The sequence below is a fragment of the Psychrobacter pasteurii genome (genome assembly GCF_900162815.1).
In the GTDB taxonomy this organism is placed as follows: Bacteria; Pseudomonadota; Gammaproteobacteria; order Pseudomonadales; family Moraxellaceae; genus Psychrobacter; species Psychrobacter pasteurii.
Genome location: NZ_FUGD01000138.1, coordinates 1 through 21498 on the forward strand (window position 1 = coordinate 1; position 21498 = coordinate 21498).

22 protein-coding genes and 2 pseudogenes are annotated in these 21498 nt (G+C 39.9%); 11 read left to right on the plus strand and 13 right to left on the minus strand.

Annotation, left to right across the window (positions count from 1 at the left end; translation table 11 throughout):
• Positions 1-411: 411 nt before the first annotated feature.
• Complete coding sequence (locus tag A1232T_RS12070) at positions 412-1593, plus strand: replication initiation protein (RefSeq protein WP_077449645.1); 1182 nt, start codon at positions 412-414, stop codon at positions 1591-1593.
• A 179-nt stretch (positions 1594-1772) separates the two neighbouring features.
• Here the strand turns inward: A1232T_RS12070 and A1232T_RS12075 are convergent, their stop codons facing one another.
• Positions 1773-2903: a zinc-dependent alcohol dehydrogenase gene (locus A1232T_RS12075; RefSeq protein ID WP_244152465.1), complete on the minus strand. Its 1131-nt coding sequence runs from the start codon at positions 2901-2903 to the stop codon at positions 1773-1775.
• A 355-nt stretch (positions 2904-3258) separates the two neighbouring features.
• On the opposite strand from A1232T_RS12075, the pseudogene A1232T_RS12080 reads away from it, so the two are divergent.
• Positions 3259-3402 (plus strand): annotated as a pseudogene (locus A1232T_RS12080) (RNA-guided endonuclease InsQ/TnpB family protein); the annotation flags it as partial.
• Positions 3403-3845: 443 nt separating this feature from the next.
• On the opposite strand, the gene A1232T_RS12085 reads toward A1232T_RS12080, so the two are convergent.
• The 6 genes from A1232T_RS12085 to otsB are packed head-to-tail and all read right to left on the minus strand — an operon-like array spanning position 3846 to position 9777.
• On the minus strand, positions 3846-4529 hold the full coding sequence (locus tag A1232T_RS12085) for a glycosyltransferase family 2 protein (protein ID WP_077449646.1): 684 nt from the start codon (positions 4527-4529) through the stop codon (positions 3846-3848).
• A gap of 35 nt (positions 4530-4564) precedes the next feature.
• The gene (locus tag A1232T_RS12090; RefSeq protein ID WP_077449647.1) at positions 4565-5305 is read right to left on the minus strand and encodes a class I SAM-dependent DNA methyltransferase; all 741 of its coding nucleotides are present in this window, start codon (positions 5303-5305) and stop codon (positions 4565-4567) included.
• Entirely contained in the window at positions 5289-6149 is an 861-nt protein-coding gene (locus A1232T_RS12095) for a PIG-L deacetylase family protein (protein ID WP_077449648.1), read from the minus strand. The genes A1232T_RS12090 and A1232T_RS12095 overlap by 17 nt, the downstream gene beginning before the upstream one ends.
• Positions 6137-7225: an acyl-CoA/acyl-ACP dehydrogenase gene (locus A1232T_RS12100; protein ID WP_077449649.1), complete on the minus strand. Its 1089-nt coding sequence runs from the start codon at positions 7223-7225 to the stop codon at positions 6137-6139. Before A1232T_RS12100 ends, A1232T_RS12095 begins: the two co-directional genes overlap by 13 nt.
• Before the next feature lie 16 nt (positions 7226-7241).
• The gene (locus A1232T_RS12105) at positions 7242-8849 is read right to left on the minus strand and encodes an alpha,alpha-trehalose-phosphate synthase (UDP-forming) (RefSeq protein ID WP_077449650.1); all 1608 of its coding nucleotides are present in this window, start codon (positions 8847-8849) and stop codon (positions 7242-7244) included.
• Positions 8850-8895: 46 nt separating this feature from the next.
• Positions 8896-9777 (minus strand): trehalose-phosphatase, encoded by an 882-nt coding sequence (gene otsB / locus A1232T_RS12110; protein WP_077449651.1) that lies wholly within the window; start codon positions 9775-9777, stop codon positions 8896-8898.
• Positions 9778-10237: 460 nt separating this feature from the next.
• Between otsB and A1232T_RS12115 the strand changes: the two genes are divergently transcribed.
• Positions 10238-10708: a CinA family protein gene (locus A1232T_RS12115; protein ID WP_077449652.1), complete on the plus strand. Its 471-nt coding sequence runs from the start codon at positions 10238-10240 to the stop codon at positions 10706-10708.
• Between the two features lie 135 nt (positions 10709-10843).
• Here the strand turns inward: A1232T_RS12115 and A1232T_RS12120 are convergent, their stop codons facing one another.
• Positions 10844-11527 carry a DUF421 domain-containing protein gene (locus tag A1232T_RS12120; protein ID WP_077449653.1) on the minus strand — a complete coding sequence of 228 codons (684 nt, stop codon included), beginning with the start codon at positions 11525-11527 and terminating at the stop codon, positions 10844-10846.
• 277 nt (positions 11528-11804) lie between these two features.
• Here A1232T_RS12120 and A1232T_RS12125 point away from each other — a divergent pair, with 277 nt between their 5' ends.
• A complete protein-coding gene (locus tag A1232T_RS12125) occupies positions 11805-12008 on the plus strand; it encodes a CsbD family protein (RefSeq protein ID WP_077449654.1) in 204 nt (67 codons plus the stop codon).
• Between the two features lie 93 nt (positions 12009-12101).
• Here the strand turns inward: A1232T_RS12125 and A1232T_RS14170 are convergent, their stop codons facing one another.
• Positions 12102-12263 carry a hypothetical protein gene (locus tag A1232T_RS14170; protein WP_007395968.1) on the minus strand — a complete coding sequence of 54 codons (162 nt, stop codon included), beginning with the start codon at positions 12261-12263 and terminating at the stop codon, positions 12102-12104.
• 244 nt (positions 12264-12507) lie between these two features.
• Between A1232T_RS14170 and A1232T_RS12130 the strand changes: the two genes are divergently transcribed.
• From A1232T_RS12130 to A1232T_RS12140, 3 genes are all read left to right on the plus strand, one after another.
• Positions 12508-13074: a plasmid replication DNA-binding protein gene (locus A1232T_RS12130; protein ID WP_077449655.1), complete on the plus strand. Its 567-nt coding sequence runs from the start codon at positions 12508-12510 to the stop codon at positions 13072-13074.
• Positions 13075-13206: 132 nt separating this feature from the next.
• The gene (locus A1232T_RS12135; RefSeq protein WP_077449656.1) at positions 13207-13554 is read left to right on the plus strand and encodes a type II toxin-antitoxin system RelE/ParE family toxin; all 348 of its coding nucleotides are present in this window, start codon (positions 13207-13209) and stop codon (positions 13552-13554) included.
• A gap of 1 nt (position 13555) precedes the next feature.
• A complete protein-coding gene (locus tag A1232T_RS12140) occupies positions 13556-13858 on the plus strand; it encodes a helix-turn-helix domain-containing protein (RefSeq protein ID WP_077449657.1) in 303 nt (100 codons plus the stop codon).
• A gap of 14 nt (positions 13859-13872) precedes the next feature.
• On the opposite strand, the gene A1232T_RS12145 is transcribed toward A1232T_RS12140, so the two are convergent.
• A complete protein-coding gene (locus A1232T_RS12145) occupies positions 13873-14505 on the minus strand; it encodes a recombinase family protein (RefSeq protein ID WP_077449658.1) in 633 nt (210 codons plus the stop codon).
• Between the two features lie 587 nt (positions 14506-15092).
• Here A1232T_RS12145 and A1232T_RS12150 point away from each other — a divergent pair.
• The 3 genes from A1232T_RS12150 (at position 15093) to A1232T_RS12160 (ending at position 18636) form a co-directional block, all read left to right on the plus strand.
• Positions 15093-15725 (plus strand): hypothetical protein, encoded by a 633-nt coding sequence (locus A1232T_RS12150; RefSeq protein ID WP_244152466.1) that lies wholly within the window; start codon positions 15093-15095, stop codon positions 15723-15725.
• Between the two features lie 129 nt (positions 15726-15854).
• On the plus strand, positions 15855-17429 hold the full coding sequence (locus A1232T_RS12155; protein ID WP_077449659.1) for a Dyp-type peroxidase: 1575 nt from the start codon (positions 15855-15857) through the stop codon (positions 17427-17429).
• A 58-nt stretch (positions 17430-17487) separates the two neighbouring features.
• On the plus strand, positions 17488-18636 hold the full coding sequence (locus A1232T_RS12160; protein ID WP_077449660.1) for a catalase family protein: 1149 nt from the start codon (positions 17488-17490) through the stop codon (positions 18634-18636).
• 35 nt (positions 18637-18671) lie between these two features.
• On the opposite strand, the pseudogene A1232T_RS12165 reads toward A1232T_RS12160, so the two are convergent.
• From A1232T_RS12165 to A1232T_RS12175, 3 genes and pseudogenes are all read right to left on the minus strand, one after another.
• Positions 18672-18998: pseudogene (locus tag A1232T_RS12165) on the minus strand (type I restriction-modification system subunit M N-terminal domain-containing protein); the annotation flags it as partial.
• 180 nt (positions 18999-19178) lie between these two features.
• Positions 19179-20318 carry a relaxase family protein gene (locus A1232T_RS12170; RefSeq protein WP_077449661.1) on the minus strand — a complete coding sequence of 380 codons (1140 nt, stop codon included), beginning with the start codon at positions 20316-20318 and terminating at the stop codon, positions 19179-19181.
• Positions 20308-20673, minus strand: coding sequence for a MobC family plasmid mobilization relaxosome protein (locus A1232T_RS12175; protein ID WP_077449662.1), 366 nt, complete (start codon positions 20671-20673; stop codon positions 20308-20310). The genes A1232T_RS12170 and A1232T_RS12175 overlap by 11 nt, the downstream gene beginning before the upstream one ends.
• Before the next feature lie 245 nt (positions 20674-20918).
• Here A1232T_RS12175 and A1232T_RS12180 point away from each other — a divergent pair, with 245 nt between their 5' ends.
• Positions 20919-21287: a hypothetical protein gene (locus A1232T_RS12180; RefSeq protein WP_077449663.1), complete on the plus strand. Its 369-nt coding sequence runs from the start codon at positions 20919-20921 to the stop codon at positions 21285-21287.
• The last annotated feature ends 211 nt before the right edge of the window (positions 21288-21498 follow it).

Here is a 21498-nt window from a genome sequence, read left to right on the forward strand (position 1 = left end):
GATTTACAACGATCTCATAGGCCTTCAAGAGGGTTTAGTCGATAAAACACCTTTGGCTAAGAGAAATATGAGTGAATTTTAGATCCAGATAATCATCATGGTCTTCGATTATTTGAGGGCTTTTCTTGTTGTTTTTTTATTTTAAAACAAAAAATTTCCTTTCTTTATTTTTAAATACTTTTTAAATACTTTTGTCCTTTTTGGGAAAATCGCTACAGCCCTTTATTACCAATGATTTTCAGCTAAAAAAAATATTTATATACGGAAGTTTATAGGGTCATATGCGGAAGTTTATAGGGTCATATGCGGAAGTTTATAGGGTTATATGCGGAAGTTTATAGGGTATTATCGGAAAATTTATGATATATTTCCGCTTAAGTTTGAAGATGGTGTTTATGGAAGGATAAAGCAATGGATTATGAAACGCTTGAGAAGTTGCAAAAGGCGCTTGCTTTGATTGATGAGTCTTTTGGTGGCAATGAGAGCATGAAGCGAGCGGTATTAGATAACTATGGTGTTAATTTAGATATATCCCCTACTACTTTTACACCTAAAGCAGTTGATAAGACTTCCAAATCTGATATTGATAAAGACAGAATATTACAAGATAAGTTGGTATATGGTGACAAGTGGTTTGTCATACAAAACCGTTTATTAAATGCGATCACTGATCTCGAGTTGAATGAAAGACGTTTGATAATGTTTCTATCTCCCTTAGTGCGTAAAGCAGTTGATGCCGACCCTACACAGCGTATTTTTACAGTTGCAGTTAAGGATTTTACCAACGAATACGGCCTCAAAGGTAAGTATCTATACAACGAGCTAGAAACTATTGCTGATAGTATTTTAGAGAAGGTGTTTTTCTTTTGGTATGACTACAAGGGCAACCAAGCAAAGAAAGGAGTTAGTTGGGTTTCTGAATGCGATTATATTGAAAAAGAAGGGTTGGTGAGAGTAAAGCTAGATGATACCGTTATCGAGATGTTAACTGTGTTTGACAAGGCAAATCCTTTCACTAAGTATGAAAGGAAAATGATTGTTAATTTAGGAAGCTATGGTGTTGTTCTGTTTGAGCTTATTGCCAGCTGTATGCACCAACAATACAAGAAAAAGGCATATACCGTAGAGTATTTACGAGCAAAATTCAATTGCACTGAAATCTACGGATCAATTTATGATTTTAGACGTTATGTTATCGATAAAGCCATCAAGGATATTGAGGCTCATACTCCTTACCGTATCAGCTATACCCAAAATAAAAAGGGTCGAGTTATCCATGAAATTGTCTTTAGTTTTGAAGATATAAGGGAAAAAGCGTTAAAAGATGGAAAAGGTAAAAACAAGAGCTTAGAGCGCACCCCCAATTCGGCTGATATGTTGACTAATTATAATGATAAGCAACTGGCGAGAGCAGTGCACAGCAAGAAGTTCATTGCAGATTATAACGGCTTGGTATCAGCTCAAAACTCTGTTAATCAATCAAGTAGCGCTTGGGTCAGTCACATGGTTGAATGGATTAAAAAAGATCCTGAACGCTTTACAAAACGTCCTGCTAAAGAGTATTTAGACGATGAGCAAGCGCCTAAATTCTGACTCCGCCACACCCTGGGATAGGTGGCTTAAACTCGGTTTTGAAAAATAGCTATAACTGCAAACCAAATATAGCAGTGATGCCTGTAAATTGCATTCTGCTATATTTGCCATTAGGCTTCTTGCCTGTACGTACATTGAACTTCTAGGGCTTGAGAAAAGTTAAGGGTAAAGTTGAAAAATCAAGGAGTTAAAATGACTTTACGACATTCTTCTTCACGCTTTTCGAAAATTTCATAACCTTTAGCAGCGTCAGACAAATTCATACGGTGAGTAATAATAGCTTCAGGTGATAAATCACCATTTTCAATATACTCTAATAATTGTGGTAAATACTTGTGTACATGGGTTTGGCCCATTTTGAAAGTAAGCCCCTTATCAAAAGCGTCACCAAATAAGAAACCATGAATGGGTCCTGCATACACACCAGGAACACTAACGACCCCGCCACGACGCACAGCTGCAATACATTGACGTAAAGCTGCACCACTTGACCCTTCAATTTTCAAATTGGTCATTATTGTTTCTAGTATACTGCCTTTGGCTTCAAAGCCAATCGCATCAATAACGCCGTCAACGCCGCGATGTCCTTTGGTCTGTTCAATGATGAATTCAGCAGCATCTACCTTATCGAAATTAACCGGAATAGCCCCGTACGTATCTTTGGCATACTGCAAACGGTAGTCATTATGATCTACTACGAAGATCTGCTCAGCGCCTAACATTTTGGCACAAGCTGCTGATAACAACCCCACAGGACCCGCACCATAAATAGCTACGGTTGAACCTTTAGTAATATTGGCATTAGTCACGGCCTGCCATGCAGTCGGTAAAATATCTGATAAAAATAAAACCTTCTCATCTGACAGTGAGCCAGGTACTTTGAACGGACCGAAATTACCTTTAGGAACCCGTACAAATTCTGCTTGTCCACCAGGAATCCCACCATATAAATGGCTAAAACCAAATAAAGCAGCCGGTGGCGGAATTATTTTTTTATTAATAGCAGCGCCTGGGCCTGTATTTGTAGTCTCACAAGCGGACATTAGGTCATGTTGACAGAAAAAGCAGTTACCACATGCAATAACAAAAGGAATAACAACTCTATCGCCTTTTTTAACAGCAGTGACTTCAGAGCCTACTTCTTCAACCACACCCATAAACTCATGACCGAAGATATCGCCTTCCTCGGTTGCAGGCATTTTGCCACGATACAGGTGTAAATCTGAGCCACAAATTGCAGTTGCAGTCACACGTAAAATAACATCATCTTTTTCTTGCAGTTTAGGGTCTGGGACATTGTCCACTCGCACATCTTTAGCACCGTGTTAAGTTAAAGCACGCATAATTTCTCCAATTAAGTAAAGATTGCAAAATCTCGATAAACCAATAATCTGTGATAATACAAGATGAAAGTTATTAGAATCAGTGGTTTATGTTATCTGAGTTAAGTATTACTCAATTATATTAGCACCTCGAAAAACAAGATTTATAATCAACGTGTGTTAAAAAGGTTGCGTGTTGTAAGTAAAAAGTCGTAGTGGTCAACTAATTTATCACCATTCGCCGTAAACCACCCACTTCAGGGGGTGGTTTACGGCGACACACACTGTCGTCAGAAGCAGTTAAAGGATTGTAAGTTAAAATTAATCTCGCCATACTAAGCATATGAAAACACTCAAGCTATGCATTAAAGACAAACACATAAAAGAGTTGAATCAGCTAAGCGGTTCAGTGAACTTCGTGTGGAACTATGTTAATGCACTTTACTTTGAGCATCTAAAACGTACTGGTAAGTTTTTTAGTGCTTATCTAGGACAGCCCCTGCCAGGTATTGCCGTCATAGCTTTTGCTTGTATTGTGGGGGGGGTAGTCTCTGTATTTGGGAATAAGTTATTTGAATCGGCCTTCATCGCCTTTGTTACTATTGCTATTCATAATTTTTCTGGAACAATAGCGGGTATAGATAAAGATAAAAAGCGTACTTTAGCTATTGAAGTTGGCGTACAAAATGCAGGTCTCGCAACTGGGTTAAGTACCAAGTTTTTTCCGAGCAGTGCTGAAGCAGCAGTTGTAGCAGCTGTAGCTACAATTTGGCATTCAGTCTCTGGATCAATTCTTGTTAACATGTTTTCTTGGTCAGACAAGCAAGAAATATTGCCCAACCCTTCGCAGGTTACAAAGATTAAGTAATTTTTGAATTCTCAAAAAATTAACTTTCTCCCCTCGGTTTAGCTAGGGAAGGAAGTCAAACCTCAATGGAGATTGTTTTGTTCTAAGTTTGTTAGAAATGCTGCAAATCCCTCGCTCGTACGGGCTTTTAATCGGCTACTGGTCTTTACGCGTACACGGTTGCTCCAGGTGATATCATAACCATGTACTTCAAATCTTTTCACCAGATCCACATCTTCATGACAAAGCAGGGGGGAAAAACCGCCAACCGCTAAATAAGCCTCAGTGCTAAAGCTTAAATTTGCCCCGTGAATATGACAATGCCCCATCTTATCTTGATAGTGAGCGAGATAATCGTCACGCGTTTTTGGTGCCAAATGATCCCAGTTATCAATATCTACCACGCCGCAAATCATATGAGTCACCTGATGAGTCATATGCTCCATTTGCTGAACTAACCAATCACTATGCACAACTGAATCCGCATCTGTACAAGCAAGCCATGTTGCACCGTTCGCAATCGCATGACGAATGCCAATATCTCTCACTTGTCCCACACACTGATAGTCACAGCACAGATAATTAACACCTGCGGCTTTGACGATTGATAGCGTCTCATCAGTACAGCTATCAAGCACCACCAGTGTATGCACCATGCTGAAGGGTGGTAGTTGTGAAATGGCGGACTGTAATGCCGCCAAACACTGGGCAATATATGCCTCCTCATTGTGGGCAGGAATCACAATACCAATTTTTACATTATTCATAGTCTCCTCTCATGTTTATTGACTGTCAGACGTCGTTATATTAAGTTTTCTTGCATAGCGACCGTATTTAGAGAATTTTGCCAAACATCTAATAAAAAATCACTATCGACTACTTGACTTTGATGATTAAAAAGTACTTGGCAAGATGCTTTGTCATTATCGTTTACAGCATTAAATGCTTGATGTAAGCGTTGATGTACGGTTTCTCCCGTCATAGCAAAGCCATCAATCGCATAACGCCAATGACAGAATAGCAATGTACCACCTATCGCAATATTCTGCTGCGCCCAAGCCACCACTGTATCGATATCATTAGGTTGTAGATAATATAAAACCTCGCTAATGACAATTAAATCAAAGCGCGAGTCAGTAGCACATACATTGTTTGATAGAGAGGAGCTATCTACAGATTTTTGCTCTAGATTTAATAAAACAGGCGGAATTACACCTTGTATGACATGAGCATGAGGCCATTTTGCCAACCGTTCTTTGGCAAGTTGTACAGCCTGTTGATTGCCATCAATACTGATTAGCGCTTGACAACGCTGAGCCAATAATTCACTCAGCACACCGTTTCCGCAGCCCAATTCAATAGCATGGGTATAATGAGATTTTGGCAGTATGGCTAAGCAAATATCTCTCTTACGCTTTTCGTACCAACGCGTTTGATACTGCCAAGGGTCAGGATTGTTGTGATATAACGTGTCAAAATAGTTTTTTAAAGAGTTGTCATACTGGCGAATGTCAGCCAAATTGGTATTAAAGGTATGGCTCATATAGATAGACTTCCCAAGGTTGGCTGATTCTGGCGATAGTTTGCGCAGATAAAACAGGAGGATTGTCAGTACTGTCATCAGCAGTAATCTGACTTTTAAAGCAGGTAATGGCTTGCGATTTCCGTTGTAATTGCTCAGCAGTCAAGTCCAATCGTAGCGCACAGTGCCAAGGGATGCGGCTATCGGCAGGTTTTGCCCAATGCCATGCCCAAATCAATACTTGATAACAATATAAACGATGTCGCTTAGCATACGAGGTGACCACTTTTCCAGTTGCTTCGTGATCAGGGTGTCCATCGCGTCTAAAGGTCGTCAATAAAATATCATTCGGCTCAATAAAGTCGACCAGCTTTTTATAAAAACTCTCTTGCTGATTAAAGACATTCCCATCTGTTAAATGTAACGCTTTAATCGTAACTTGCTGGGCAATCCCTAAGACTTTTAAAGCTTGCATGCTTTCTAGCGGACGAATAACATTGAGGTTCTCTGGAGGGTAGAGGGTTGATTTTGGATGGCTTTGCGTACCATTAGTTACGTGAATAAGTACAATAGGATTGCCGTTTGCCGCCAGCTGCTGTAATAGCCCGCCACAGCCGAGTACTTCATCGTCAGGGTGCGGGGCAAAGATACAAATACGTTGATGCGCAGCAAAGCTTTTTGCGATATTTAATGAAGGAAGTGTTTGAAGTCCTGACCAATTTTTCCAGCTATCTAGACTTGTACCATTTCCTTCAATCGCACGATTACCCACAATCGGATGGTTAGCGTCAGGAGTAATAACAGCCCTCCAAGCATTACCTTTGTCTATACGCTTTACAGCTTTATTAGGTGTTATAGTTGCCATATATGGCTTTGTCCCTCTGTTACCTCCCAGGCTAAAACGCTGGTTAGTTCACCTATTTTTTCTAAATCAAATGCTCCATGACTTTGCCGGATAAATACAGGAAGATCTGCGGATAACCTTGCAAAATGAGAGTTACGACAAAATGGCGCCGCGCCTAATGCTTGACCAACACTCTCAATTGTTTGGCGTGCGACCTTTTCAACTTGTGACCTTAATTGGCGTATAACAAGCTCATGGCTGAGCTGGGGCTGGTTATCTATTAAGTCAGCAACATGATAAAAATACTGCTGAGTGACTGCTAATGCTGTACTGATTTCACCCAAATACATAGCTTTATAGTGGTTTGGTTTGTTCTGATAAGCAATGACTAAATAGTTGGCCAAGTAAGTCGTTGCACCAAACCAACAAGCCGCCACTCCCGCAGCTCCATGCCAAAATCCTACGCGCTCTATATAGGCATTTGCAGGGCCCACTGAGCTAGCGGTTACTTCAGAAAATTGTACAGTCGCTGTATCAGTAGCTTGCATTCCAACTGCATGCCACTTGCTATTGTCAATTTTAATGCCAGGTTGCTGCATATTCACCATAAGCAGTTGCGCGTGATTATTATCATCACGATAAGTCATAAGCGCATGGTCAACCATGTTGGCGCCTGAGCACCAGGCTTTGGTGCCCCTCGCTTGCCCATGCTTATAATGTATAGGATCGGGATGACCCTCTGCTGCCCAAATAGCCCAAAGCCCTTGCTCTAAATCATCATAGCCCAATTCGTGTAAGATGCTTAGGGAGTCTAAATGCGATTCAAACCATTTTGCAATCGTTAAGTCAATGCCCGATACATAGGCCAGAATTTGCCAACGCGCCAACGTGCCTGATATTGACTCTTTTACATGTTTAGCACCACTAGCAGGGTGCGGAACTCTGTCGCTATACTCGATTAATACTTTCAAAATATCTTGGCGTAATTTATCGATTGTAGTCACAGCACTAATAGACTGGCTATTAGCTCCTAGTATTTTTTCTATACTGGCTTTGATATCTGATAACAAAGGATTTTTTTTATTAAGTATTGACATAAGAGCCTCGTTATTATTATGAGTCAGACAATTGTTTTTTATCAGGGTCAAAATTATCTATTTTGTACGATTTATGGTTATATAAAACTTCTAGGAAGCCTTGATGCCAAACGTGTAAATTCTCTTGTTTCAACCCCTGGATTAACTCATGATAACGAGCTTTTCGCTCATCTAATGGCATGGTTAGGGCGGTTTTTAAACCCTCTGTCATGCTAATGGGCTGGTACGGATTGATGATGACTGCCGCCTTCATTTGCTCAGCAGCTCCAGCATAGCGTGAGATCAACAACACGCCAGGATTGTCAGGGTTTTGAGCAGCGACATACTCTTTAGCAACCAAATTCATGCCATCTTTGAGCGAGTTGACCCAACCAACATCACTTTGCCAAAACAGCATCATCAATGCTTCATGGCTTAATACGGTTTCGCTATAATTAATGGCTAGGCGACTTTCAGTGGCATCTTTTTGAACATGTGTATTGTGCAAAAATTGATGATTGATATCATTAACCTCTTGTCTGACCTTGTTACAAAGCTCATGGTAAACGGGTAAATCTAAGCGACTGGGGCAGGCAACTTTTAATAGCGTCAGCTGGTTTTGATAGGTCGGATTTTGCTCTAAAAAATCACGATAGGCTGACAATCGTCTTAGCAAACCTTTTGAATAGTCAATCCTATCTACAGCAATAATTTGCTGATCGGCAGATTTTACCAGCTTCCTTTTATCAGGATGTTTGGCGGATTGCGAAGACAAGTGGCTAACTTGCTGTTGGATTTTAGCCACATTTGTACCAATCGGATAGCTATCAATCAGTAAGCTATGAGGCACTCCTAAGTCTAAATTTAGTAGAATTTGTGTATCTATCGAACGATTAGTGATACTGAGGATTTGTTGGGAATGTGACACATTTATTGGTAAGTCTCCTAAATAGTGCGTTAGGGGGCTGTCTGTTAAGAAATCTTTCAAATAATGCTGGACGACCTCAAGACAATTAGCTTTATCTTCCTGAGTTTGCGTACCCAATACATCATAGTGAGCAAAATGATGAATAAGCTCAGAACTTTTATCCAACTGTTGCCAAAATTTCAATGACACAAATGGAATATGTAAGAAAAAGCCTATACGGTTTTTGATGCCTAATCGCCTGCAATGGTATGCTATACTCAGAAAATGATAATCATGCACCCAAATCACATCATCACATTCAATAACTTTCTTTAACTGTTTGGCAAAAAGACGGTTTACCGCTTGATACCCTGCGTAATCATCTGGCGCTTGATGAATTAAATCGGTTCGCTCGTGCATTAGGGGCCACAGCACATTATTAGAAAAACCGCAGTAAAACTTCTGATACTGCTCGGTAGTAAGCGCTGTTGTGATATAAGTGAGGGTGGTGTCTGCTTGCGTCAAATCAGCCTTAGTATTTGTTAAAGCAGTTCGTTTATTACTTCTAAATTCATTGCCGACGCTGTCATTGGGCAGGTCAATGATGTCACCATTCCAGCCCATCCAAACGACTGAACTGCCTCTCAATACATCCTGTAATGCTACGGCGAGTCCGCCAGCCATAGGCGTATTGTCAGGCATTTTAACTCGGTTAGATAAGACGATTAAGCGACTCATATTACCTCTACTTATATTTTTATTAAGAATTGCTGCTAACTTCTGGTCAGTCAGAAGTTAGGGTGTTCTTTTGACAAAACCTTAAAAAGCTATTGAGTAAAATAGTTACCTCCTCAATATTGTTTACATAGTAATTTGCATGCGAGGGTCCGCTCCCAACTTTAACTCCCATACCTTTGATCTTTTCAAAACCACAGGTTTCTAATAGTTTGCTTTTTTCTGGTTGTGGATCTCCATTTTGTAATACGAGAAACCCTGCTTCGTCAGTAATGTCATCGCCAATAAAAATAGGACAAACATCCTCTTTGATCTGCATCTTTTTTAGTAGGGTTAAGATAGCCAGACCTTTATTGACGCCCCTAGGGGTCATCTCCCAAACAAACTTGCCGGGCTTTAACACCCAGTTAGGATGTTTTTTTGCAGTTTCTAACATGATGGTGTGCGCCATATCGGCTAATGTAGGGTTTTGGCGAAAATGCAGAGCGACAGAGTAGGGTTTATTCTCTATGGTAAAGTCGTCAAAGAATTCGCAAGATTGGCTAATCGACTGGATGATGGAATTAAGCTCAATGGTATTAACAGAAGCAGTGCTTATCTCATTGTCATTGATATCACTATGACCTCCTATTTCTAGCCCATGAGTGGCAGCAATGGGTAACCTTATAGGAGACAGCATCTGTTTTGCTTCTTCCATGCTACGACCTGTTACGGCTGCTATTTTTACGCCATGAATTTGTATTTTTTGTAAGGTTTTTAAGGTAGGCGCTGGGATAGTACTGTCTTTAGGGTTCAACGTAAAGCCAGCAAGCGTGCCGTCTATATCTAAAAACAGGCAATACTCTTGATGATCGTATAAATAGTCAGCAAAGTTTTGTGGGGGAATATATAAAGGTCGTTTGTTTATACTGAAGCTTCTTCCTGAAGTCACTTTTATTCCTTTTTAGCAAAGCGTCGTACTTTAACTCCTTTCTCCTAAATTTGAGATTATTCGCTTTCTCAGAGTAGACGCAATAATGTTTATGGATGTCTAGATAACCAGTCTCACGCAATCGAGCCTGATAATAATCTTGCCATAAATTTACAGGCACTCGAGGGTAAGAATGTTCAGTTTATTACGTCTTTTGTAACTGATCATATGCTCCGCTATTATTGAACTCTTACTCATTAAAATCCTCTAATAGTAATAATCGAGAGACATATAAAGTGGTAAAGCTACTCGCCGCATCCTATCACTACACTATTTTAGTGTGATAAAAAGATTGTTCACAATCAATTAAGACCAACCTTTTAATTTTCTCATCTCGAAATATTTTTGTATTAGCAATTAGTTTCTGCTGTTATATGCTATTGTTTTTTAGTTTGTGAAGGTCTTTTTTGAGGGGAGTGTCATGCCTAATAGTTGTGCAAAGTTGTTAGCAGATAAGCAGCTGACTGTGATCTTTATTGAAAGTGCTACGGCAGGCTATCTTGCACATCGCTTCTCTTTAACACCTTATTCAGGCGATGTACTAATGGGCAGCTTGGTGTGTTATGACGTGAGAATAAAACAAAGTATGCTAAATATATCAAGTCACCTTATTGATAAGTATACGCCTGAATCTTCTGAAGTAACTGAGGAGTTAGTGAATAAAACTAAAGAAATCATCAAGGCAGATATATATGTCGCCTGTACAGGATTGTTAAAGTCCGGTGGTTCTGAAACACAGGAGAAACCAGTCGGTACGTTTTTTTATTGTATTAGTTATAAAAATGAGATTCATAATTTTCGTAGTGTTTGCCAAGGTCCGCCTGAACAAAAGCTTCGCACCATTAATAGCCTGATTTGTAAGAGTGTTATTGATGTTGTAAGTCAGCCCTAATATTAGGACGTGTCCTCAATTCGTACAACTGGCCTTGGCTCTGAGATCAATTCACACATAACAATACACTAAGTGCCATGAGGAGAGGTGCCTGTCCGTTCTAGCTACAACGGAGTACAATTTTTTAAAATTTGGTTACCTTATAATCTTGTTATTAATGGCTTTAGCCCATCCTATGCACTTATTTTGACATCGCCCACAGGGTTGATCGACCTTCAAAGGCTTATCAACATAGCCGCAATACATGCAAGCATAATACTCATCGGCGTTTATCTGATCGACTAATTTATATTGCTTAGGAAAAAGTGGTAAACCATAACGTACCTGGTCGTGAGGGTATAATAATAGGCTAAAATCTCCAGTGGTCTCTAACAAACCAACTCGAACTTGACCTAAATGTTCAACACCTTGCATACGCATTTCAGTAAAAAATTCATCATGTGACATCTCACCTCCTTCAATTTTCTCAAGGACCAATAGACCATCTTCTACGATATAAAGCGAAGTACCTTCTAAAAGGTCTTCAAATGGTTGGTATTTCATCATGAGCCAAGTACATAATCGATAGAGACATATTACAATGCTCATAATAAGCAATGCCTGAATTAATGGTAAATCCTTAGTAAACATAGGGTCCCCTGCGATGGACCCTAATGATAAAATGATAGTTAACTCGAATATAGAGAGCTGCCTAACACCACGCTTCCCAGTGAACCGTAGAAATAAAATGATCATGATAAACATCACAGTGACACGTACAGCAATTTCAGCAGCAAATGCCCACGTCGTATCGAGAATAAATATATTGGCCCAATCCATAGGTTCTTTTCCTACAAGGTAAATGCTTAAGAAAGTTGTCACGGCCACTAAAATTATCTATGGTCAACCTTCTTTAATCTGAATTAATTTCTCAAATTACAACACAACTTACACATATGTAAGACTGCTGCAATAAGGATTAAAGCACATAGAACACTAAAAACGTTCATGCTACATACATTTGTTTTAGCCGTGCTTATAGTGTTTATATCAACTGATGATTAGTTAAGAAGTTGATGAGTACAAATTACTTAATCATAATCCAAGGAGTATGGAAATGAACAATGAAACTTTAAAAGGTGAATGGAACCAACTTAAAGGTAGTGTTAAGCAGAAGTGGGCAGATCTAACCGACGATGATTTGACTCATATCGACGGTAGCCGCGATAAGTTGGTAGGACGATTACAAGAACGTTCTGGCCGAACTAAAGAAGAGGTGGAACGTGAGGTTGATGATTGGCGTCGTGAGAACGACTACTAGCAACTAGTATTAATTTTAAAATACAAAAACAATAAAATCATACCTAAAGTATCGCTCCTAACCGCATTTTTTAAAATGCGGTTTTTTTGTATGTCAATTTCTTATAAAACTAATGCCTAACCCTATTAATAAAATAGTAAGGATAGCTATGAATAGTATCCTGATCTGAACCAGTTGTATTTTTTCTGCAATCTTTATAGCATCTTTAGTATTATTAAATTTTTTAAATCTGGCTTTTTGTTTTTTCTGGCGCATATTTTTATCCTTTATAATTTTACTTCATATCTTATGGGATATGAGCTATTCCATTTTTAGTTTAGGCTAAACCTAAATTTATGCCCCTTTATTAGAGGCTATAACAAAGTATAAGGATGTTAATTGAACCCTTTTTAGGTAGTTTTAGTATATGGCTTTCGGTGAAATTGGACAACCATCTAGAACAACTATGATACTGTACTAGGTATACATCAGAGGACATCATTGAACAAAGAGAGGCTATGTGAACATATCAGTATCAGAAGCATCAAAAAGATGGGGTGTATCAAGGACCACAATCTACAAAAAGATAGATGATGGCGAGCTTTCAAGAAATTCAGACAAGAAAATAGATACTACTGAAATGTTACGGGTGTTTGGAAGCCCACCAAGCACTGAACGTACTGAACAAAATGAAAATAATGTTCACTGGACGCCAGTGAACATTGAAGCTGAACAGGAAAACGTTCAGCTAAAACATCAACTGGAGATGGAAAAACTAAAAAACGTCCACCTGCAGCAGCAGGTGGATCATCACAAGCAGTTGGTTGAAAATTACCAAAAGCAAATTGATCAGTTAAGTAAGAGCTTGGACAAAGCGAATGCCAGTATTCGGGACTTTGCACAGACCAAGCTATTAGAGATGAAAAGTAACTTATCAGTATCAAGTATCTCTCAAGACGAAAACAATCCCAAGGACAATCATGAAGACAGTGAAATAGTAAGTTCTGAGTCAAATTCAAAACCTGCTACTAATCAAGAAGCTATCAACACTAAGGGCAAGAAAAGATGGTGGAGCTTGTCTTTGTAAATACTCTCATGGAGAGTTAGTTTTTAACGAGCAACACCTTTAGTAGCTTGTTAAAGAGTAGCCAAGTAACGTAGTTGTCATGAGCATCGATTAGGAGTAGTATATAGACTATAATCTATATTATGGTTTTATATGTGGACTGTCATCACAACCGATCTATTCAATGATTGGCTTTATCAGCAAGATCAATCGACACAAGAGAAGGTGCTTGCCGCTTTAGTGGTTTTACAGCAGCAAGGCCCGAGCCTAGGGCGCCCTTTAGTGGACACTGTGTATGACTCAAAGTTTACCAACATGAAAGAGCTTCGGGTCCAGCATCGAGGTAAACCATTGAGAGCCTTTTTCGCATTTGATCCAAAAAGGCAAGCGATTGTACTTTGTATCGGTGATAAGAGTAATAACAAGCGCTTTTATAAAGAAATGCTAGCCACAGCCGATCAACAGTATGAGCATCACCTTAAAACTTTGGGAGATTTATAACATGACTAAGACACTACAAGAGCTGTTAGCAGAGCGTTCTTTAGACAGCCAGGCGCGTATTCAGCAACTGGCCGAGCAGCTATTTTTGGAAAACCAACTCTACCGCATCCGAGAGGAGCTTGAAATCTCTCAAAAAGAACTTGCTCAAACTATGGGCATTAAGCAGCCTTCACTATCTGCTATAGAAAACCGTGGCAATGACCTTAAAATCTCAACCATGAAAAAATATGTTGAAGCCATGGGTGGTAAGCTTCGTATTGATGTGGAGTTACCTACAGGGAAGCATATTGGCTTTACTGTCTGAATATATTCGTCAGATTATATAGAGGAGGATATTGGCTTTGATGCCTTTGAAACCTCAGCAATTAATTGTCTTGAACACTTTACAGTCTGTTGAATATCAGAGTAGCTGTGACCTGAGTTTAGAAGGCTGGCAATAATTTTACGCTTTTCCATGTCCTTGCCCCGCCCTTTATATTTACCTTGAGCTTTAGCGCGTGCAATACCTTGCATTTGACGGTTACGTCTATCCTCATAATCCTTTCTGGCAATGGCCGCTAACATATCAAGTAGCATGTCATTTATAGCGCGCAGTACGCTTTCCATGAACTCGGAGCTATTACCTTGCTGCAATGCCATATATGACGTGGGCAACTCCTTAGACACTACCGAAAGACGTTTGGCTGATAGTTTTCTCTTTAAGGTATCCCAGTCAGCTTGATTTAAACGTGCCAAACGGTCTATCTGTTCAACTAAGATCACATCTCCATCAGAAGCATCATCAATGAGCTGCATGAGTTGTGGACGTTCTAGCTTCGCTCCTGACTCGTTCTCAGTATAGAACGCTGCTATTTTATGGCCATACTCTCTAGCAAAAGCAATAAGTTCATCTTTAGCACGATTGGCATCTTGATCCTTGGTTGAGGCACGAAGGTAGGCTCTAATAAACATAAACACTCAAAATAGTCTGTTATAAGTGGTTCTACTATAACGGTCTATTTTAGGTGGTCTATTAATATTTTATAAGGCGTTTTTAGGTGGTTCCGCTAGGGTATACTTGTTCATTACCTAACTTACCCAAAATTTCATATTGATTAGCTAAAATCACACGTTCTGTATCTGTAAAGCTCATAATCACCTCTTATATTAATTATAGTTAAAAAATAGACAGCTCAGTTGCTAACTCATAAACAGAGTAACAGAAGACACACTGTCAATTTAATACAAATAATTAATAAATATTTAGTTAAAAATATTTATTAAAAATGCAGCTTAAACAGATAACCATTCACTAGTGATGTATGCTGAAAAAACCGTAGACAAAAACTTGGTAAACTAAAGAAGACAAATAGGTGCTCTCTGTTTAATTTTGTGTAAATAACTTGCTCCGCTTCGAGATTTTTATCATGTCTGTTATGGTAAAAACCAATAAGTTGATAGCGAATCGACAACTTATTTTTATAAATATATTTTGTACAAGGTATCTTTTTAGAAGATATCTTTCTATAAGGCGTTTCCAAATTATAAGGACGAATATTATGAGTACTGATTCTAAAAACAATAATGCTAAAAAAAATAAAAAACCTGTTATCGATAACTCTGAAGATCTAAAAGACAGAATCACTGAGTCCATCGATGCTTTTAAGCTGCGTGCCAACCTTCTGATGGCCAATATAAAAGAAGGCGGGGAGGATGGCTACGATCATTCAACGACCACTGCCGGTGAGAAAGGGCTTAAATCAGGTAAGGTTTCAGAGTTAACGGTTATCGCACCTCTAAAAGAAGGCGGTGCAGAGCGTCTAAAGGAAATTTTAAAAATCGCTGGCGGCAATCTAAAAGGTGCCACGCGGGTTGGGACGTTGCACGATTTGCGCTTTGTATTTTTAGATGATGATACTAGAGTGCTATTTTGTACTGCTTATGATGGCGATTGGGACCCTTATATCGACGACTTTGCAACCAAAATCCCTGAGCTGATGGATATTTTATTCGGTAACGTTGAAGGTTGGCCTGGCATTAAAGACCCGAGTGTCAAACAGTTCATTTTAGATCATCAAATCACTGCCGCTGGTTGGTATGTAGGAGTTCCGCATCTGACTATTCAAGATATTCGCCGCCAAGACCGCATCGTTAAAGGCATTAATAAAGCGCTGGATGAAGCACAGTCTTAAAGTTTGTGATAAAACAATAAGATATTACTAATTTATGCCATTCTTTTATATCACCATTTTTAAATGGGTTGGGTGATATAAAAGGTAGGGGCAAAGTAAACTCAGACAATGATAAAAATAGGGTTAACAATGAGTGAAAACACTGGAAATAATAATAAAAATGATAGTACTTCAAAAGATAATCATCCTTTAACCAGCAAACTGCATGAATTAAAGGATGACTTTGGCAATCGTATCGTAGATAGCAATGTTGAATCTTGGTTAGCAGATATTAAAAAAGAAGTCGGCGACGGTATCGAGACTTTAGCGAATAAAGCACGCGGCGTCTTTAATCCAAATACCGTCACCATGCAGCTAGAAGACATTCAATCCATTATTTTACGCGACCGACCAACGCCTTATTATGGAACAATCGTTGCGCTGAAAATCAATAATGCAGAAGCTGGGCGCCAACTACTCAAAACCGTTTTGCCTGACGTGACTAGCAGTAAGGCGTGGCATAAAGACATGCAAGCGACGCTATCTATTGTCATGACTTATGATGGTTTAGAGGCGCTCGGCGTGCCGCGGTCGTCATTGGATAGCTTTCCAGAATCCTTTAAAGCAGGTATGGCGAAGCGCGCAGAAAAGCTGCGGGATTTCGATATCAATGCCCCAGAAAACTGGGCTGCCCCTTTTGGTGATAAAGGCGATATCCATGTCGGTGCGGCCATTATTGCTGATAGTAAAGAGAAATGGCAAATAAAGCTAAAGGAGCTGCAAGACAATATTCAGCCATATATCGATGAAGATAATCCCGCCAATGGCGATATTGAAATTCTTATGGAGCATACTTTCGGTTCAGACAATAACGTCAAAAACGTCTTTGGCTATCGCGATGGTATCAGTAATCCAGAGATTCAAGGCAGCGGTATTCAAACGCCGCCAAGTCTTGACGGTGAGGCGATAGCAGCAGGCGAGTTTGTATTAGGTTATAAGGGCGAAGCGGGCACGATAGCGCCAATGCCGCAGCCAGAAGTCTTGGGCAAAAACGGCTCATTTATGGTATTGCGTGCCTATAACAGTCATGTCGCCGCCTTTAATAAATTTCTAAAAGATAATACGCAGAGTGACGAAGAAGCGGAGTTACTGGGCGCAAAAATGTGGGGACGTTGGCGCTCAGGTGCACCTTTAGTCTTATCTCCTGAGCACGATGATAAGAAACTGGGCGATGACCCCAACCGCAACAATAATTTTGGCTATAAAGATGACCCTTATGGTAAAAAATGTCCATTTGGCGCGCATGCTAGGCGTATGAATCCAAGAGACAGCAAAGACTTTATTTTATCTGATGTGCGTTTGCATCGTATTGTTAGACGCAGCGTTGGTTTTGGTGAGGCATTGTCGCCCGATGTAACTGAGGATGATGGCAAAGAGCGCGGGTTATTCTTTATTGGTATCAACGCCCATGCTATGGAGACCGTTGAGTTTTTACAATCGCAGTGGATCAATGATGGTAATTTTATGAGCTTAGGAGAAGAAAAAGATCCGATGCTTGGTGTCCATCATGGCGATAAAGACGCAGCTGCCGATACCTTTACCGTACCTGCTGACCCTATTCGTCAGCGCTATCACGGTATCGAAACCTTCAATACCTTGTACGGCGGTGAGTATTTATTTATCCCAAGCTTATCGGCATTAGAATGGATTAGTGAATTGTCTTAAAAGTTTAAAAATACCGTTTCATTTACAAGAACAGCTACTTATAAAAAAGGATTGAAAAATGTTAAAAAAATTATTCAAAACTAAATATGTGCCTTATGATGCAAAATATATTCAACTGAGCGCAGAAGACGAACGTAATATCCGCACCATTACCGACGATATTAAAAACTATATCGCTCGAAGTGATAAAGCCAGCAACATCGATTATCATACGCGCGATGCTCATGCCAAAGGCTACTGCGCCCTTAAAGCCAAGTTTGAGATATTAGACAATCTGCCTGCTGAATACGCGCAAGGTTTTTATGCCAAATCAGGCATTCATGATGCCGTTATCCGTTTTTCTAATGGTGCCTCGCGTGTTTCGCCTGATAGTAAGCTTGGCTTAGCGCAAGGCTTAGCGATTAAGGTCTTTGATGTAGCAGGTGAAAAACTCGCGCCAGGCGAAGAAGACAGCACTAACTTTGATTTTAATTTGATCAATCATCCGGTGTTTTTCTGTAATCGAATCGAAGATTATGCTTATATCTCTAAGCTGTTTTTAGAGCTACCAAAATACACTGAAAAAGGCGCAAGAGGTAAAGCGCAATTGGCCTTTAATTGGTTAACCAACTATGGCTCAAGGTTACCGACCAAAGAATCTTTTAAAACCTTTAAAGCAGTTGGTGGATTTACAACGATTGAGCCAAAAAACACCTTACTTTATGATTTCCATTCACAAGGCGTGGTGCGTCATGGCGACTATATGGCGAAGATAAGAGTCACGCCAACCAAAGCAGCGGCTAAAAAAGTTACCCGTCGTGAGCTTGATGTGAATGCACGCGAGGAAGCGATTCGCCCGCTGATTATCGATGAGATACGCGAGCATGATTATCAGTTTGATGTCCAAATTCAGCTTTGTCGTCATCTAAAAAAGCAGCCGATTGAAGAGATAACCACCGAATGGAAAGAATCTGATGCGCCATTTGTGACGGTAGCAACGCTGACGATTCCTTGCCAAGATGTGCCTGATGACGGTCATTTTGATATTATGGAAAACTTGTCTTTTACGCCATTTCGTTGCTTAGAGGAAAACCGTCCGATTGGTAATTTGCAACAGTCGCGTCTAAAAGCATATCAAATAGCCTCGCAGACTCGTCATAAACTGAATGACGTTAAACGCCGCGAGCCTAAGAGCTTAAAAGAAACCTTTGATAAGTCATTCTTTTAACTATGTCTAAATTGAACCTTAAAGCGTATGACCCTTGCCGTCAAATCCGTATTTAAGTTCTCGTTTCTATGCGCATTGACAGCCACGTTAGCAAACAACTGACTTGGGTATATAAAATAACCCTTAGTCTTAATCGCATCGTCTTTAATATCAGCAGTAATCACGTCATCAGGAAGAGCGGCATAATTAACACTCTCATCCCCCGCCTCAATATAACTGGAGAAGTTTTCACTAATAAAGCGATAGAACAAAGTCCCCAACACATACTGTTTAAAGTCCCACCCATCGACTGAGCCACGAACCTCGTTTGCAATTTGCCAAATTTGTCGATGCAGTTCCGCACGTTGTTGGGTACTTGTCATGATAAAAAATCCTGTAAAAAAATAAGAAACAAAACTAGCGCACATTGTGCCTAACTAAAAATACATTATCCACGATAACCTTCATTATAGGGCGCTAACGCATCAACCTGCTGATTTGAGAATAACTCACGTATGTCATCATCCCTATAGTCTGTGAAATCGAGACTTTCCTAAAATTCACTAACGTCTAAAAAAAGGCGTATAGCTCTTTGATGCCTCTGTTCCTTGAGGATCTGGTACTTCCTCAACACTGTTAGCAACCTTCGCTTTTGGTATTACCAAAGGTTCAGGCAAAATAGCTTCCTTATATCGCTCCTGATGATATTGGGCTTTAATTTTAATTCCTTCCTCTAAATCCATCTTATCTAATTGACTGCGATGAGTTTTATTAGGCTCACTGTAGTAGGTATTGCTGTTAATCTGTTGGATATATGGCTTAAACTCAATCCCCTTATAGTTTTTAGCAAACATACCTCCCGTAAGCCTCACACTCATAACCCTGCCATTTTTATCCTTGAGATCATCGTGTTTCACTGACACACTGGTTTCGCTATTACCCCGATTGACGTTAAGTCCCCAGCGCCTTAACGTGGTCAAAAGCGATTGACGATTGGTAACTACCCCTCTTTGAGACTCAAGAAATAACCGCCGTTTAAGTGCCTCTTCTAAATCACGACGGCTTTTGGGGTGTTGAATTATTTTATCGTCTTCATCACTTTGTTTTTTTGAATAACTATTGATGTTAAAAGGACTTGGCCTTGGTGCATGGCTATTATAAGGATTAACTAAACGTTGTCTTTTAGGGTCATTAGGATCACTCAAGGACTCTCCACGTATGGTCTTAACCTCTGCATTAACTATGTTCTTCCATGCATTCACCCGTCTTTGATCCGCAGGCTCATAGTACGGCTGAAACGACTTTCCTGTGCGCAGCTCTTGGCATGGTATGACGAAGTTTAGCTCCAAACGCCCAACCGGATTATTGTCATCAATATCCTTGTCTGCATGTTCTACCCATAGAATGTCGTACTGATCTGGCTCTAACCCACAAAATATCACCTGCTCAAACTCTCGCATAATCCGCTTTTTATCATCTTCGCTTATCTCATCGGCACGCTCGCTAAATGATAAGTAGCCAGACTTATATTTGGACTTATGCACCGTAGTATCAATTAGGTGCTCAGTAAGCACAGGATTGCCGTAGAGCACTTTTGCGTGCTTTCTAGGTACTAGGGTGCCATCAGATCCTTTCTCTTTAAGAAGGTAGTTTAAAACGCCGCTGGCTTTGCCTTTACCATGCTTTGAGAATTTAACGATCATGGTTGTCCCTCGCTGACTTTTTTGAGGCCTCTATACTTGACTCGATTAACAGATGCATCTGCTCACGTATCGCTTCTATCTCATGCAATACTTGAGCATCTACCTGTCTTTCTGTATTCACATGACGAGTTAACTGATTCAAGTTACTACCTATTCGCCCAAGCTGGCGTACTAAATCTGGATCAACTGGCTTCACAGGTGTCACCCCTAGAGCAAGATCCCTTAGCCAGCTTGCAACAGTACTTCCTCTGTTTCTTTTTTTAAGTTCTGCCAGCTCATAATCGTTCACTCGGATTGATATTTCACGAGTACGTTTGGCTCTCTTATCCAAATTAGTAGGACTGATATCAGACATAATAAGACACACCTTAAAAGATTGAAGGGGGTTTGGGGTCTCCCCAACCAGCACACACAAGGGATAGGATATTTTTAGCGTAGCATAAAATAGCCCCCTTTTGTGACTGCTGGCTTAAATTTTATAAATATATCTACTATTCACTGTCTGTACCTACTGAAATATAATTGACTGTACCTAATAAATAATGACTGGGTGTACCTATTCCGCTATAATTGTCTGTACCTATTTAAGATGAGGTTTTTATGAATAAGCGAAAACGACATATGCAGCGTTACAATGCTCTTAGATCAGCCAGAGTAGAGGCTATGCTCGAGATGCTAAATGCGATTGATCATGGGGCACCAGAATTAGAAGTTTTAACAGGAAAGGAGGATAACTATATCCTAGAAAATGAGCTTAACTCCTATAGAGCTATGAAGGTTGCTCAATATTTCAAAGTTAACGTGAGCAAAGGAAAGTTAACCAGATTTTCTAAACCTGAAGATCATCATTATCACTTAACTGCCAAACAGCTCATGGATTATATTGAGGAAAATCATGACGCTTTTGTCAATTATTGGGAGTGGTACAGACAACCTGCTATACACAAGGTAGAGGCCCAATATACATAGCAACAACTTCAGATTTTAATTAGAGCATTGAGGCCAGAGGGACTACCTAAGGTACATACGCTTAATAAAACCTGCCTTCAATTCAAGTATGCCTACTCTGATGTTCTTAAGTTGCCTAGTGGTCAGCGAGAGAGTTATACAAACGCTCTAAATTCGACCGTAGAGGTGTTTAAAAATATTTATGGTAGTCAGTTACCAGATGAACAAAATA